Here is a 12,836-nt window from a genome sequence, read left to right as displayed (position 1 = left end):
GCCCGATGTTCACGACGCTTCCCCTCGTCGCCTTTCCCGCGATCGACCCCGTGGCGATCGAGCTCGGGCCGCTGGTGATCCGCTGGTATGCCCTCGCCTATGTCGCCGGCATCCTGCTGGGCTGGCGCCTCGCCATGCGGCTGGCGAACCGTCCGGGCACGCCGGTGCTCCCGCGCGAGGTCGACGATCTGATCGTCTGGCTCACCCTCGGCATCATCCTCGGCGGGCGCGTCGGCTATATCCTGTTCTATAATTTCGATCAGTATCTGGCCCAGCCGCTGCAGGCCCTGCGCATCTGGGAAGGCGGCATGTCGTTCCACGGCGGCTTGCTCGGCGTCATCCTCGCCGTCGTGCTGTTCGCGCGGAGCCGGGGCATCCCGCTGCTCGCCCTTGGCGATATCGTCGCCGCCGTGGTGCCCATCGGCCTGTTCTTCGGCCGGATCGCCAATTTCATCAACGGCGAACTGTGGGGCCGCCCGACCACCGTCGGCTGGGCCATGATCTTTCCGCGCGACGAGCGGCAATTGCCCCGCCACCCGAGCCAGCTCTACGAAGCCTTTTTCGAGGGCATCTGCCTGTTCGCCCTGCTCATGGTGCTGAACGCCAGGGGCATCCGGCGCAACATGGGCGCGCTGACCGGCGTCTTCCTGGTTGGCTATTCGATGGCGCGAATCTTCTCGGAATTCTTCCGCGAGCCCGATCCCCAGCTCGGCTTCCTCGTCTTCGCCTCGACCATGGGTCAATTGCTGTCGATCCCGATGGCGCTGATCGGCCTGTGGCTGCTGGTCACCGCCAGCCGTCGTCCGGCCCCCGACCGCAGCGCCCTCGCCGAGGACGCCGACAAGGCATGACCCCGCTCGGCCGCCTGCTCGCCCGGCGGATCGCGGCCGAGGGCCCCCTGTCCATCGCCGAGGTGATGGCGCAGGCGCTGGCGCATGAAGCGCATGGCTATTATCAGGTGCAGGAGCCCTTCGGCTCGGCCGGCGACTTCATCACCGCGCCCGAGATCAGCCAGATGTTCGGCGAAGTGCTCGGCCTCTGGCTGGGCGCGGTCTGGCAGTCGATGGGATCGCCGGCCCGCGCGATCCTCGGCGAACTTGGACCCGGGCGGGGCACCCTGATGGCGGATGCGCGCCGCGCCCTTGCCCATGTGCCGGGCTTCCCGCTCGCTGCGCCCGTCCATCTCGTGGAAACATCGCCCCGCCTGCGCCGGATTCAGGCCGAGACGATCAAGGCGCCGGTCATTCATCACGACGCCATCGACAGTCTGCCGGTGGATGCCCCCCTTCTCCTGCTCGCCAATGAATTCTTCGATGCCCTGCCGATCCGTCAGGCGGTCTTCGCGGATGGCGGCTTTCACGAGCGGATGGTCGGCCTCGACGGCGAGGATCGCCTGACCTTCGGCCTCGCGCCCGAGGCGCTGGCGCCCGGCCTGCTGCCCCCGCATGAAATCGCGGAAGCCGGTGCCGTCCTCGAATGGTCGCCGGCCTCGATCGCCATCGCCGCCGAGCTGGGACGGCGGCTGGCAGCGCAGGGCGGCGTGCTGCTCGCCATCGACTACGGCGCGGCGCATCGCGGCTTCGCCGATACGCTGCAGGCGGTCTCGCGCCATCGCTATGCCGATGTCCTTTCGACCCTGGGCGAGGCCGATCTGACCGCCCATGTGAATTTCGCCCATCTCGCCGCCGCGGCGACGGCGCAAGGGGCCACGGCCTTCGGCCCGCTGACCCAGGGCGCGCTGTTGCGCGGCCTCGGGATCGACCTGCGGGCCCAGCGTCTCGCCGCCGCCCACCCCGAGGCGGCGGAGCGGGTCTTGGCCGCCCATCGCCGGTTGACCGCGTCCGATCAGATGGGCAGCCTGTTCAAGGCGCTGGCCCTGACCGGCGCGGCCACGCCCCCGCCCCCCCTGTTCGACGCGATCCGATGACCCAGCCCCCCGTCTTCAGCGCAAGTTGTCTTTCCGGCCTGTCCCATGGTTTCTATGGCCGCCGCGGCGGTGTCTCGGAAGGCATCTATTCCTCGCTGAACTGCGGCCTCGGCTCGTCCGACGCGCGGGAGGCGGTGCTCGAGAATCGGGAGCGGATCGCGGGCGCGCTTGGCGCCGGAGCCCTGCTTTCGCTCCATCAGATTCATTCGACCGAGGTCGTCACCGTCGATGCCCCCTGGGCGCCCGGCGAAGGCCCGAAGGCCGACGCCATGGTGACAGCGCGAAAGGGCCTTGCCCTCGGCATATTGACCGCCGACTGCGCGCCCATTCTCTTTGCCGACAAGCAGGCCGGCGTCATCGGCGCCGCCCATGCCGGCTGGAAGGGTGCCCTTGGCGGCATCGCGGAGGCGACGGTGGCCGCCATGGTCGCCCTCGGCGCCGCGCCGTCGCGGATATCCGCCGTGATCGGCCCCTGCATCGGCCGCTCGTCCTATGAGGTCGGCCCGGAATTCGAGGCCCGCTTCATCGAGAGCGACGGCGCTGCCGCGGCCGCCTTCTTCCACCGCCCCGATCCGGCCGGCCGGCCCTATTTCGACCTGCCCGCCTTTGTCGCGGACCGGCTGCGGCGGGCGGGCATCGGCACCATCGAGCTGACCGGCCTCGACACTTTCGCCGGGGAAGCGGATTTCTTTTCCTTCCGCCGCACCACCCATCGCGGCGAGGGCGATTACGGCCGCGAAGTCGCCGCCATCATGCTGGACTGACGGCGATGCCCCATATCCTGTTCTTCACCCTCTTCCTCGTGCTCGGACTGCTCGCCAGCTGCGTCATGCTCTGAACCCGCGGCGCCGGTCCCCTGCGTGGCCGGCAGTCCACAGTTGCGCCGATAAATGGCCAGCCTCGTTTACAGCCCCGTGACGGCTTGTTAAAAAGCGCGCGCATTTCGCGGTGCCGAAGGCCTCGCGTCCCAATCCGTCCTTCCCCAGGATCAACAAGCGGGTGCGCTCATGAAAGTGCTGGCCGGCAACAGCAACCGACCGCTGGCAGAGGCGATCGCCGCCTATCTCAATCTGCCGATGACCAAGGCCAGCGTCCGGCGCTTCTCCGATCAGGAGATTTTCGTCGAGATTCAGGAAAACGTCCGTGGCCAGGACGTCTTCGTCATCCAGTCGACCTCCTATCCGACCAACGACAACCTGATGGAGTTGCTGGTCTGCATCGACGCGCTGCGCCGCGCCTCGGCCAAGCGGATCACCGCCGTCATCCCCTATTTCGGCTATGCCCGCCAGGACCGGAAGCCCGGCCCGCGCACGCCGATCTCGGCCAAGCTGGTGGCCAATCTGATCACCACCGCCGGGGCCAACCGGGTCCTGACCCTCGACCTGCACGCCGGTCAGATTCAGGGCTTCTTCGATATCCCGACCGACAATCTCTTCGCCGCGCCGGCCTTCGTCCATGACATCAAGGAACAATACGGCACGGACGAGCGGTTGATGGTCGTCTCGCCCGACGTCGGCGGCGTGGTCCGCGCCCGGGCGATCGCCAAGCGCATCGACGCCGACCTCGCCATCGTCGACAAGCGGCGCGAGCGGGCGGGCGAATCGGAAGTGATGAACATCATCGGCGACGTTTCCGGCCGCCGCTGCATCCTCGTCGACGACATCGTCGATTCGGCCGGCACCCTGTGCAATGCCGCCGGCGCGCTGAAGGCCAAGGGCGCCAAGTCGGTCTCCGCCTATGTCAGCCATGGCGTGCTGTCGGGCGGCGCGGTCGCCCGCGTCTCGGCCTCGCAGCTCGAATCGCTGGTCATCTCGGATTCGATCCAGGCGACGGAGGCGGTCCGCCTGTGCCGCAACATCCGCCGCGTCTCGATCGCCCCCCTGATCGCCGAAGCCATGCGCCGCATCAACGACGAAACCTCGGTCTCCAGCCTGTTCGACTGAACGGGAGGCCAGGAGCCACATGAAAAGGGGCCGCGTCGACGGCCCCTTTTTTGTTGCGCCCGGCCTATTCCGCCGGGGCGCCCAGACCTGACAGTCGCGTCGCATGACCTCGTCCGGTGCCGAAGGCGACGGCAGCAACGCCGATCACCGTGACGGCGGCGACATAATGCGCCGGGGCCAGCGGATCGACGGCGACGAGCAGCGAGACGGCGAGTGGCGTCAGGCCGCCCGAGATCGCATAGGCGACATTATAGGAGAAGGACAGGCCGCTGAAACGCACCGCGGGCGGAAAGGCGCGCACCATGACGACGGGCACGATGCCGATGACGCCGACACAGAAGCCGGCCAAGGCGTCGATCGGCAGCAGCAGCGCCGGGTCCAGCGCCGGCCCGATATAGAGCGCGTAGGCGGCCACGATCAGCAGGATGCCGCCGACCATGGCGACGATGCGCGGCCCGAAGCGGTCGAGCAGAATGCCGACGAGGACGGTCGAAACGGTCAGGGTCAGCGTCGCGGCGACATTGGCCAACAGCGTGTCGGTCGCCGGGATGCCGTGCAGCTTCTGCATGAGGCCGGGCGTCAGGAGGATGAGGACGACGATGCCGGCCGTCAGCATCCAGGTCGCCAGCATGGAGACGATGACAGCGCGGCCATGGTGGCGCAGCACGAGCTTCAGCGGCAATTCGTCGGCCGTCGCCTTCAGCTGGCGCATTTCCTCGAACACCGGCGTCTCTTCCAGCCAGCGGCGCAGATACATGGCGACGAGACCGAAGATACCGCCGACGATGAAGGGAATGCGCCAGGCATAGGCGATCACCTCGTCCGGGGTGAAGCCGCTGTTGATCGCCGTCGCCATCAGGGAGCCGAGCAGGATGCCGCCCGTCAGGCCGCCGGTGAGCAGGCCGCAGGCAAAGCCGACGTGGCGCGCCGGTACATGTTCCGAGACGAAGACCCAGGCCCCCGGCGCTTCCCCGCCGATCGCCGCGCCCTGCAGCGCGCGCATGACGACGAGGAGCAGCGGCGCGGCGTAACCGATGGTCTCATAGGTCGGCATCAGGCCGATGATCAGGGTCGGCACCGCCATCAGGAAGACCGAGAGCGTGAACATGCGCTTGCGCCCGACCAGATCGCCGAAATGCGCCATGACGATGCCGCCCAGCGGCCGGGCCAGATAGCCGGCGGCGAAAATGCCATAGGTCTGCACCTGGAGCAGCCAGTCCGGCATCGAGGCCGGAAAGAAGACATGGCCGATCGCCGCGGTGAAGAAGACATAGATGATGAAGTCGTAGAATTCGAGCGCGCCGCCGAGGGAGGCCAGGGCCAGGGTCTTGGCGTCGCGGCCGCTCAGCCGGCGCGCGGGACTCTCGGATGATGCTGACATGATGACGGCTCTCGGCATTCGGACAGATGGGGGAAGGGTGAGGCAATCCCACAAAAGCCCTGCCCGCGCCACCGCCGCCGCGTCATCGGTGCCCTGCGCAGTCTTCACGGCTCGACTATCGCCAGATCAATTATTGATATGTCATCCATCACTCGGAACTGGCGAACCATGCCTCAATCCCCCGATCCCCGCATGGGTTTCGGCGCCCTGCTGGGCCAGACGGCACGGCTGTGGCGCCGGGCGGTCGACCGGGGGCTGCACCCCCTCGGCCTGACCGAGGCGACCTGGCTGCCCCTCGTCCATCTCTCCCGCACGCCCGAGCCGATGCGGCAGAAGCAGATCGCCGCCGTGCTCAATCTCGACGGCTCGGCGGTGGTGCGCCTGCTCGATACCTTGCAGGCCGGCGGCCTGATCGACCGGCGCGAGGACAGCGACCGGCGGGCCAAGGCCATCACCCTGACCGCCGCCGGTCAGAAAATCGCCGATGAAGCCGAAGCGGCGGCGATGACCGTGCGCGAAGGTGCCCTCGCCGGCGTGTCGGAAGACGATATCGCGACGACGGCCCGCGTGCTGCGCCGGATCTGCGCCACCCTGCAGGGCGAGGCGGAGTCCTGATCATGGCCGAACAGACCCTACCCCGGCGCGGCACCCCGCTCTGGCTGCTGGCGCTGCTGACCTTCAGTGGCACGCTGGCGATGCATATCTTCGTGCCGGCGCTGCCGCGCGCGGGGGGCGAGCTGGGCGCCAGCCCCTCGACCATGCAGCTGACGATCAGCCTCTATATCCTGGGGCTTGCCTTCGGGCAGCTGTTCTACGGCCCCCTCGCCGACCGCCTCGGCCGGCGGCCGGTGCTGATGGCGGGGCTCGTCCTCTATACGCTTGCCGGCCTTGGCGCGGCGCTGGCGCCCGATGCAGAGGCGCTGATCGCGGCGCGGCTGTTTCAGGCGCTGGGCGGTTGTGCCGGGCTCGTGCTGGGCCGCGCCATCGTGCGCGACCTGTCGACGGGAAGCGATGCCGCAAGGCGCATGGCCCTGATGAACCTGATGGTGGTGATCGGCCCCGGTGTCGCGCCTCTCGTCGGCGGCCTTCTGTCCGAGGCGGTCGGCTGGCGCGCCGTCCTGTGGTCGCTGTGCGGCCTCGGACTCACCAATCTCGTGCTGAGCTGGCGCCTGCTGCCCGAGCCGCCACGCGCCGCCGCGGGCGACGCGGCGCAGGTGCTGCGCAACTACCTCGGCCTTTTGCGCTCGCCGGCCTTCCTCGGCTATGCCCTCGGCGGGGCCTGCGCCACCACCTCGATGTATGCCTATGTCGCGGCCGCGCCCTATATTTATGTCCACGAGCTGGGCCGCCCCGATGTCGAGGTCGGCATCTACCTCGCCCTGCTGATCTTCGGTATCTGGACCGGCAGCATCCTGGCCAGCTTTCTCGCCACCCGCATCGCACCCCGGCGGATGCTGGCCTACGGCAACGGTCTCAGCCTTCTTGCCGCCGTCGCCGCGCTCGGCATGGTTCTGGCCGGGGCCGTCACCGTGCCGGCGCTGGTCGGGCTCATGTTCTGCTTCACCTTCGGCATGGGTGTCGCCTCCCCCGCCGCCATGACGCAGGCGGTTTCGGTCGATCCGCGCGCCGTCGCCTCGGCTTCCGGCCTCTATGGCTTCGTGCAGATGGCGGTCGGCGCGCTGTGTTCCGCCCTCGCCGGGGTGGGATCCAGCCCCGTGTTGGCGGCGACGATCGTGCTCAGCGTCGCGGGGGTGGTGGCGCAAGTGTCGTTCCGCCTCGCCGCACGCGCGAGGGAGGGCTGAAACCGGCGTTTCAAATTGCGCCGGCCGGACTTTTGCGCTATCAACCCGCGTTCATCGGCGCCCGCACCCCTGGAGGCGGGCGTTTACTATTGGAGATACAGATGCGCAAGATCGCTACTCTCGCCGTCGAGGCGCGCGACCGGGCTGGTAAGGGGTCCGCCCGGGCCGCTCGTCGTGCCGGTCGAGTCCCTGCCGTGATCTACGGCAACAAGGAAGCCGCCGAAGTCGTTTCGGTCGAAGAGAAGTTCCTGGACCGCGAACTCGCCACCGGCAAGTTCCTGTCGACGGTGTTCGACCTGACCATCGGCGGCCGCGTCGAGCGCGTGCTGCCGCGCGACGTGCAGTTCCACCCCGTCACCGACCGCGCCCTGCATGTCGACTTCATGCGGATCGCCAAGGACGGCCTGATCACGGTCGAAGTGCCGGTGGTCTGCGTCGACCAGGTCGCCAGCCCGGGCATCAAGAAGGGCGGCGTGCTGAACATCGTCCGTCACGTCGTCGAGCTGAAGGCCCCCGCCGACGCGGTGCCGGAGCAGCTGACCGTGTCGCTCGCCGGTCTCGAGATCGGCGACTCGGTGCACATCAGCAAGGTCACCCTGCCGGAAGGCGTGAAGCCGACCATCGCCTACCGCGATTTCACGGTCGTCACCATCGCCCCGCCGACCGGTGGCCCGGAAGCCCCGGCCGCAGCCGAGGCCGCGCCCGCCAAGAAGGGCAAGAAGTAATCAGTCGCGTAACCCGCCGGTCTTCGGGCCGGCGGGTTGCCCCCCTCTTCCGGGGCGCGGATTCTGGGGAGACAGATGCCGATGATCGTTCTCGTCGGTCTCGGCAATCCCGGCAGCCCTTATGCCGGCAATCGCCACAACATCGGTTTCATGGCGCTGGATCGCATCCAGTACCGCAACCGCTTCTCGCCGTGGAAGCGGGCCTTTCAGGGCGAATTGTCCGAAGGCAAACTGGGCCCCGGCGGCGACAAGGTGCTGCTGCTGAAGCCGCAGACCTTCATGAACGAGAGCGGCCGCTCGGTCGGCGAGGCCCTGCGTTTCTACAAGCTGGGCAGCAAGGATCTGATCGTCTTCCATGACGAGCTGGACGTCGCCCCCGGCCGGATCAAGGTGAAGACCGGCGGCGGTCATGCCGGCCATAACGGCCTGCGTTCCATCGACGCCCATCTCGACCCCGCCTATCGCCGGGTCCGCCTCGGCATCGGTCATCCGGGCGACAAGGCCCTGGTGACGCGCCACGTTCTCGGCGATTTCGCCAAGGTTGAACAGAGCTGGCTCGATCCCCTGCTCGACGCCGTCGCCGACGCGCTGCCCCTGCTGGTCGCGGGCGACGACGCGGGCTTCCAGACCAAGGTTGCGCTGTTGACGGCGCCGCCGAAGCCGGCCAAACAACCGCCGGCCAAACCATCAGGAGAGTGACATGGGTTTCAAGTGCGGCATCGTCGGCCTTCCCAACGTCGGCAAGTCGACCCTGTTCAACGCCCTGACCGAGACCGCGGCCGCCGCCGCGGCCAATTACCCCTTCTGCACCATCGAACCGAACGTCGGCCTCGTGCCGGTGCCGGACCCGCGCCTCGACACGATCGCCAAGATCGGCGGCTCGGCCCAGATCATCCCGACCCAGATCACCTTCGTCGACATCGCCGGCCTGGTGCGCGGCGCTTCCAAGGGTGAAGGCCTCGGCAACCAGTTCCTGTCGCATATCCGCGAGGTGGACGCGGTCTGCCATGTCCTGCGCTGCTTCGAAGATGGCGACATCACCCATGTCGAGGGCCGGGTCGATCCCCTGGCCGACGCCGAGATCATCGAGACCGAGCTGATGCTGGCCGACCTCGAAAGCCTCGAGAAGCGCGTGCCCGCCCTGCAGAAAAAGTCGAAGGGCGGCGCCGACGAAGAGACCAAGGTCCGTCTCGCCCTGATGGAACGCGCCCTCCTCGTCCTGCGGGAGGGCAAGCCTGCCCGCGCGGTCGAGGTTTCGGCCGACGAAAGGGCGATCTTCCAGACCCTCGACCTGATCACGGCCAAGCCCGTGCTCTATGTCTGCAACGTCGAGGAAGCCTCGGCCGCGACCGGCAACGCCTTCACGGCCAAGGTGGCCGAACGGGCCAAGGCGGAAGGCTCCGCCCATGTGGTGATTTCGGCCGCCATCGAAGCGGAGGTCGCCCAGCTCGACGCGGAAGAGCGCAGCGCCTTCCTCGCCGATCTCGGCCTCGAGGAGACGGGCCTGTCGCGTCTCATCCGCGCGGGCTATGCCCTGCTCGGCCTCATCACCTATTTCACGGTGGGGCCGAAGGAAGCCCGGGCCTGGACCATCGTGAAGGGCACCAAGGCGCCCGGCGCCGCCGGTGTCATCCATTCCGATTTCGAGCGCGGCTTCATCCGCGCCGAGACCATGGCCTATGACGACTTCGTGAAGTTCAATGGCGAGGCCGGCTGCAAGGATGCCGGCCGCCTGCGCCTGGAAGGCAAGGATTACACCGTCGCCGATGGCGACATCCTGCATTTCCGCTTCAACGCCTGACGCGGGGTCGCGGGCGGGGCACGGCCATTGCACCCGCCCGCACCGCCGACTAAAGTCCCGCCCGAGGGTCAGGCGGGGTAAGGTCATGGTGGATTTCCTCTACTTCGAGGATTTCGAAGTCGGGTCCAGCACGGTTTACGGCGAAAAGCTGGTCACCGCGGCGGAAATCATCGCCTTTGGCCGCGAATTCGATCCCCAGCCGATCCATGTCGACCCGGTCGCCGCGGCCGAATCGGCCTTTGGCGGCCTGATCGCCTCGGGGCTCCATTCCTGTTCGATGATGATGCGCCTGATGTGCGACGGCTACATGCTGCGCTCGGCCTCGCGCGGCTCGCCCGGGGTGGACGAGGTGCGCTATCTCGCGCCGGTGCGGCCGGGCGACGTGCTGCGCGTCCGCGTCACCGTGCTCGACCGGCGGCGTTCCGCCTCGCGCCCGGAAATGGGCATCGTCACCGCCCGCCACGAGCTGATGAACCAGCAGGACGAGGTCGTGCTGCTCATGACCAGCAAGGTCATGATGGGCTGCCGCGAAGGAGTGCCGGCATGAGCGAGATGACACGGCGCGACTGGCTCGAAGATTACGTCGCCGGCACACGCGAACACGCCGGCACCATCTCTTTCACAGAAGAAGAGATCATCGCCTTCGCCAGGGCCTTCGATCCGCAGAGCTTCCATGTCGATCCCGTGGCGGCGAAGCAATCGCCCTATGGTGGGCTGATCGCGTCGGGCTGGCACACGATGTCGAAGATCATGAAGCTGGTCTCGGGCCGGGCGGTCGCGGCCGGCGGCGCCGGTTTCATCGCCTCGCCCGGGTTCGAGGATCTGCGCTGGCTGCGCCCGGCGCGGCCCGGCGATGTGTTCGATGTCTTCATCGAGACGATTTCGGTCACGCCGTCGGCGAGCAAACCGGGCCAGGGCCTGATCACCCAGCAGTTCACCGCGGTCGACAGCGCCGGCCGTCTGGTGTGCAGCGTGACCGGCAAGGTTTTCTTCAAGCGGCGGGGGACGCCATGAGCGGTGAATGGATCGAGCTCGTCGCGAGCGACGGTCACAGGTTCCAGGCCTATCACGTCAAGCCCGAGGGCGATGAAGACCCGCGCGCCGGCCTCGTCATCGCCATGGAAATCTTTGGCGTGAACGGCCATATCCGGGCGGTCGCCGATGGTTTCGCCGCCGAGGGTTACGAGGTTCTCGCGCCCCAGCTCTACGACCGGGCGCAACCGGCTGTCGACCTGCCCTATGACACCGACGGTGTCGCCAGGGGCCGCGCCTTGCGCGAACAGGTGGGTTGGGAAGGGCCGATGCTGGATGTCGGCGCCTGCGTCACCCATCTGCGTCAGGGCGAGGCGAAATTGCCGGTCGGCATCGTCGGCTATTGCTACGGCGGCGCCGTGGCCTGGCTGGCGGCAGCACGGGTGGCGAACCTCGGCTGCGCCGTCGGCTATTACGGCACGGCCATCCTCAATTTCATGAATGCCGCGCCCAAATGCCCGACCATGCTGCATTTCGGCTCGAGGGATCAGACGATCCCCGAGGACAAGATCGAAGCCCTGGCCGAGAAGCACCCGGAGGTGGCGATTCACGTCTATGACGCCGACCACGGCTTCAATTCGGATCGCCGGGCGAATTACGACGAAGATTCGGCCAAGCTGGCGCGGGAACGCACCCTCGACTTCCTCGCCGCCCACCTGCGCTGAGTCGCGCCTTCAGCCGAGGTTGCGCAAGCGGGCGATCCGCTCGGCCAGCGCCGGATGGGTCGACATCAGGGCGCTCGCCTTCGCGGAAAAGTCCCGGAACGGGTTGACGATGAACAGGTGCTGCACCGCCCGGTTCGCCTGGGCGAAAGGCACGCCTGACGCGCCCAGCTTCTCCAGCGCCGAAATCAGCGCCAGCGGATTGCGGGTCAGCCGCGCGCTGGTCGCGTCGGCCAGATATTCCCGCTGACGGGAAATCGCCATCTGCACCAGTTTCGCCGCCAGCGGCGCGAGAATCGCGGCCACGATCAACAGGATCAGCAGCACGAGCTGAAGACCGCCGCCCTTGTCGTTGCCCCGCCCCCGCCCCATGCGGCCGAAGCGGCCAAGGCGCAGGATGCCATCAGCGAGCAGGGCAATCAGCCCGACGAAGACACCGACCGCGGTGCCATAGCGAACGTCGAGATTGAGCACATGGCCCATCTCGTGGCCGACCACGGCCTGCAACTCCTCGCGGTTCAGGGTATTCAGCAGACCCCGGGTAACCGCGATGGCGGCGCGGTCCCGGCTCATGCCGGTGGCGAAGGCGTTGAGCGCGTCGGTCTCGATGATGGCGACCCGGGGCTTGGGAATACCGGCGGCGATGGCCATTTCCTCGACCACATTATGCAGCTGGGGCGCTTCGTCCACGCCGACCTCGCGCGCGCCGACGAGACGAAGCACGATACGGTCGCCCGCCTTCAGCGCGATCAGGGTCCAGACCAGGCTGATCGCGATCATGATCATGGCGAAGCCGAAGCCGACACCGGAGGCCGCCGGGTTGAACCGCGGGTCGCCCTCCCCCGCCTCGATCACCGCGCCCAGCAGATAGGCGAGCACGGCGCCGATGCCGATCATGACGACGACCAGCGTGACCGTATTGCGCCGGTTGCGCCGGGCGGCGCCCAGAAAATCGGTCGCGGCGATGCCGCTGCCCACGACGGTGCTCACGGCCGGGGCCTCAGCGCAGCGAAACCTTGACCGGTGCCGTTTCCGCTTCCGGCACCTCGAAATACTCATGGGGGCCGAAGCCGCCGAAGCGGGCAACGACATTCGAGGGGAACTGTTCGATGCGGTTGTTCTGCGCCATCACGCTGTCGTTATAGTGCTGGCGGGCGAAGGCAATCTTGTTCTCGGTCGAGGTCAGCTCTTCCATCAGGCTTCGCACATTGTCGTTCGCCTTCAGCTCCGGGTAGGATTCGGCGAGGGCGAAGAACTTGCCCAATGCCCCGGCCAGCTGCGCCTCGGCGGCGCCGGTGGCGGCGGGGCCTTGGGCGTTCATCGCGTCATTCCGCGCGGCGATCACCTGCTTCAGGGTCTCCTGCTCGTAACCCATGTAATCCTTGGCGACCTCGACCAGATTGGGAATGAGGTCGTGGCGCCGTTTCAGCTGGACGTCGATCTGCTTCCAGCCGTTGCCGACCTGATTGCGGCCGGCGACCAGCCCGTTGTAGGTCGCGATGCCATAGGCGACCAGCGCGACGACGAGACCCAGGACGACCCAACCGAACATCTTCTTCTCCT

The 12,836-nt window shown here is 67.7% G+C and carries 15 protein-coding genes; 12 read left to right on the top strand and 3 right to left on the bottom strand.

All coding sequences use genetic code 11. From position 1 onward, the window contains the following. Positions 1-5: 5 nt before the first annotated feature. The 4 genes from lgt (at position 6) to DKG74_RS01255 (ending at position 3,870) form a co-directional block, all read left to right on the top strand. A complete protein-coding gene (gene lgt / locus DKG74_RS01270; RefSeq protein WP_109901792.1) occupies positions 6-851 on the top strand; it encodes a prolipoprotein diacylglyceryl transferase in 846 nt (281 codons plus the stop codon). Next, a complete protein-coding gene (locus tag DKG74_RS01265; RefSeq protein WP_109901790.1) occupies positions 848-1,927 on the top strand; it encodes a class I SAM-dependent methyltransferase in 1,080 nt (359 codons plus the stop codon). The genes lgt and DKG74_RS01265 overlap by 4 nt, the downstream gene beginning before the upstream one ends. Then, positions 1,924-2,691, top strand: a complete 768-nt coding sequence (gene pgeF / locus DKG74_RS01260) for a peptidoglycan editing factor PgeF (protein ID WP_109901788.1) — start codon at positions 1,924-1,926, stop codon at positions 2,689-2,691. Before DKG74_RS01265 ends, pgeF begins: the two co-directional genes overlap by 4 nt. Before the next feature lie 243 nt (positions 2,692-2,934). Then, positions 2,935-3,870, top strand: a complete 936-nt coding sequence (locus DKG74_RS01255; RefSeq protein WP_109901786.1) for a ribose-phosphate pyrophosphokinase — start codon at positions 2,935-2,937, stop codon at positions 3,868-3,870. A 64-nt stretch (positions 3,871-3,934) separates the two neighbouring features. Here DKG74_RS01255 and DKG74_RS01250 read toward each other — a convergent pair whose 3' ends face one another. Then, a complete protein-coding gene (locus DKG74_RS01250) occupies positions 3,935-5,251 on the bottom strand; it encodes an MFS transporter (protein WP_109901784.1) in 1,317 nt (438 codons plus the stop codon). A 168-nt stretch (positions 5,252-5,419) separates the two neighbouring features. Here DKG74_RS01250 and DKG74_RS01245 point away from each other — a divergent pair, with 168 nt between their 5' ends. The 8 genes from DKG74_RS01245 (at position 5,420) to DKG74_RS01210 (ending at position 11,276) form a co-directional block, all read left to right on the top strand. After that, a complete protein-coding gene (locus DKG74_RS01245) occupies positions 5,420-5,866 on the top strand; it encodes a MarR family winged helix-turn-helix transcriptional regulator (RefSeq protein WP_109901782.1) in 447 nt (148 codons plus the stop codon). Positions 5,867-5,868: 2 nt separating this feature from the next. Then, on the top strand, positions 5,869-7,053 hold the full coding sequence (locus tag DKG74_RS01240; protein ID WP_109901780.1) for a multidrug effflux MFS transporter: 1,185 nt from the start codon (positions 5,869-5,871) through the stop codon (positions 7,051-7,053). Positions 7,054-7,154: 101 nt separating this feature from the next. Next, positions 7,155-7,778 carry a 50S ribosomal protein L25/general stress protein Ctc gene (locus DKG74_RS01235; protein WP_109901778.1) on the top strand — a complete coding sequence of 208 codons (624 nt, stop codon included), beginning with the start codon at positions 7,155-7,157 and terminating at the stop codon, positions 7,776-7,778. A gap of 75 nt (positions 7,779-7,853) precedes the next feature. After that, complete coding sequence (pth, locus tag DKG74_RS01230) at positions 7,854-8,477, top strand: aminoacyl-tRNA hydrolase (RefSeq protein ID WP_243403987.1); 624 nt, start codon at positions 7,854-7,856, stop codon at positions 8,475-8,477. A 1-nt stretch (position 8,478) separates the two neighbouring features. Further along, complete coding sequence (gene ychF / locus DKG74_RS01225; RefSeq protein WP_109901776.1) at positions 8,479-9,579, top strand: redox-regulated ATPase YchF; 1,101 nt, start codon at positions 8,479-8,481, stop codon at positions 9,577-9,579. Positions 9,580-9,664: 85 nt separating this feature from the next. Continuing rightward, positions 9,665-10,126: a MaoC family dehydratase gene (locus DKG74_RS01220; protein ID WP_109901774.1), complete on the top strand. Its 462-nt coding sequence runs from the start codon at positions 9,665-9,667 to the stop codon at positions 10,124-10,126. Beyond that, the gene (locus tag DKG74_RS01215; RefSeq protein ID WP_109901772.1) at positions 10,123-10,593 is read left to right on the top strand and encodes a MaoC family dehydratase; all 471 of its coding nucleotides are present in this window, start codon (positions 10,123-10,125) and stop codon (positions 10,591-10,593) included. Before DKG74_RS01220 ends, DKG74_RS01215 begins: the two co-directional genes overlap by 4 nt. Continuing rightward, positions 10,590-11,276 (top strand): dienelactone hydrolase family protein, encoded by a 687-nt coding sequence (locus DKG74_RS01210; RefSeq protein WP_109901770.1) that lies wholly within the window; start codon positions 10,590-10,592, stop codon positions 11,274-11,276. Before DKG74_RS01215 ends, DKG74_RS01210 begins: the two co-directional genes overlap by 4 nt. Before the next feature lie 9 nt (positions 11,277-11,285). Here the strand turns inward: DKG74_RS01210 and DKG74_RS01205 are convergent, their stop codons facing one another. After that, positions 11,286-12,263, bottom strand: coding sequence for a M48 family metallopeptidase (locus DKG74_RS01205; protein ID WP_165837470.1), 978 nt, complete (start codon positions 12,261-12,263; stop codon positions 11,286-11,288). A 10-nt stretch (positions 12,264-12,273) separates the two neighbouring features. After that, positions 12,274-12,825 (bottom strand): LemA family protein, encoded by a 552-nt coding sequence (locus tag DKG74_RS01200; RefSeq protein ID WP_109901766.1) that lies wholly within the window; start codon positions 12,823-12,825, stop codon positions 12,274-12,276. Positions 12,826-12,836: the final 11 nt, after the last annotated feature.

Source organism: Zavarzinia aquatilis, from assembly GCF_003173035.1.
GTDB classification, from domain to species: domain Bacteria; phylum Pseudomonadota; class Alphaproteobacteria; order Zavarziniales; family Zavarziniaceae; genus Zavarzinia; species Zavarzinia aquatilis.
Note: the sequence above shows the minus strand (reverse complement) of the source record. Positions and strands in the feature narration are given on the sequence as shown.

What these genes read in the sequence shown, in the direction of transcription:
- lgt (WP_109901792.1), top strand. Translation starts at nt 6, where the DNA reads ATGTTCACGACGCTTCCCCTCGTCGCCTTTCCCGCGATCGACCCCGTG.
- pgeF (WP_109901788.1), top strand. Translation starts at nt 1,924, where the DNA reads ATGACCCAGCCCCCCGTCTTCAGCGCAAGTTGTCTTTCCGGCCTGTCC.
- DKG74_RS01245 (WP_109901782.1), top strand. Translation starts at nt 5,420, where the DNA reads ATGCCTCAATCCCCCGATCCCCGCATGGGTTTCGGCGCCCTGCTGGGC.
- DKG74_RS01200 (WP_109901766.1), bottom strand. Translation starts at nt 12,825, where the DNA reads ATGTTCGGTTGGGTCGTCCTGGGTCTCGTCGTCGCGCTGGTCGCCTAT.
- DKG74_RS01255 (WP_109901786.1), top strand. Translation starts at nt 2,935, where the DNA reads ATGAAAGTGCTGGCCGGCAACAGCAACCGACCGCTGGCAGAGGCGATC.
- DKG74_RS01250 (WP_109901784.1), bottom strand. Translation starts at nt 5,251, where the DNA reads ATGTCAGCATCATCCGAGAGTCCCGCGCGCCGGCTGAGCGGCCGCGAC.
- DKG74_RS01265 (WP_109901790.1), top strand. Translation starts at nt 848, where the DNA reads ATGACCCCGCTCGGCCGCCTGCTCGCCCGGCGGATCGCGGCCGAGGGC.
- DKG74_RS01240 (WP_109901780.1), top strand. Translation starts at nt 5,869, where the DNA reads ATGGCCGAACAGACCCTACCCCGGCGCGGCACCCCGCTCTGGCTGCTG.
- DKG74_RS01215 (WP_109901772.1), top strand. Translation starts at nt 10,123, where the DNA reads ATGAGCGAGATGACACGGCGCGACTGGCTCGAAGATTACGTCGCCGGC.
- pth (WP_243403987.1), top strand. Translation starts at nt 7,854, where the DNA reads ATGCCGATGATCGTTCTCGTCGGTCTCGGCAATCCCGGCAGCCCTTAT.
- ychF (WP_109901776.1), top strand. Translation starts at nt 8,479, where the DNA reads ATGGGTTTCAAGTGCGGCATCGTCGGCCTTCCCAACGTCGGCAAGTCG.
- DKG74_RS01210 (WP_109901770.1), top strand. Translation starts at nt 10,590, where the DNA reads ATGAGCGGTGAATGGATCGAGCTCGTCGCGAGCGACGGTCACAGGTTC.
- DKG74_RS01235 (WP_109901778.1), top strand. Translation starts at nt 7,155, where the DNA reads ATGCGCAAGATCGCTACTCTCGCCGTCGAGGCGCGCGACCGGGCTGGT.
- DKG74_RS01220 (WP_109901774.1), top strand. Translation starts at nt 9,665, where the DNA reads ATGGTGGATTTCCTCTACTTCGAGGATTTCGAAGTCGGGTCCAGCACG.